The organism is Microvirga pakistanensis, from assembly GCF_004458765.1.
GTDB lineage: Bacteria > Pseudomonadota > Alphaproteobacteria > Rhizobiales > Beijerinckiaceae > Microvirga > Microvirga pakistanensis.
The window spans coordinates 1-223 of record NZ_SPJX01000174.1 but is presented as its reverse complement, the minus strand read 5'-3'; the positions used below and the strand labels follow the sequence as shown (position 1 = coordinate 223).

Sequence of the window (223 nt, the reverse complement as noted above, 5' to 3'; positions counted from 1 at the left end):
TCTCGATGCGTGTCTTCGGCCCGATCCGCCCCAGGAGGCGCCGGATCTTGCGCGGATCCACGGCCACGCAGCCTTCGGTCGGCAGGAAGCCCGGACGGGCGAGATGGAGGAAGATGGCGCTGCCGCGGCCGCGTCTGATGGGACCCCGGTTCCAGGCGATATCGACCACCACGTCGTAGAGATGATCGTCGCGCCACATCCTCTCGTGGCTCGTGGGGCAGGG

Annotated in this window: 1 protein-coding gene; it reads right to left on the bottom strand. The window is 68.6% G+C overall.

Annotation, left to right across the window (positions count from 1 at the left end; translation table 11 throughout):
* On the bottom strand, positions 1–223 hold a 223-nt coding region (locus E4K09_RS07605; RefSeq protein WP_166802215.1), incomplete at both ends, for a L,D-transpeptidase family protein.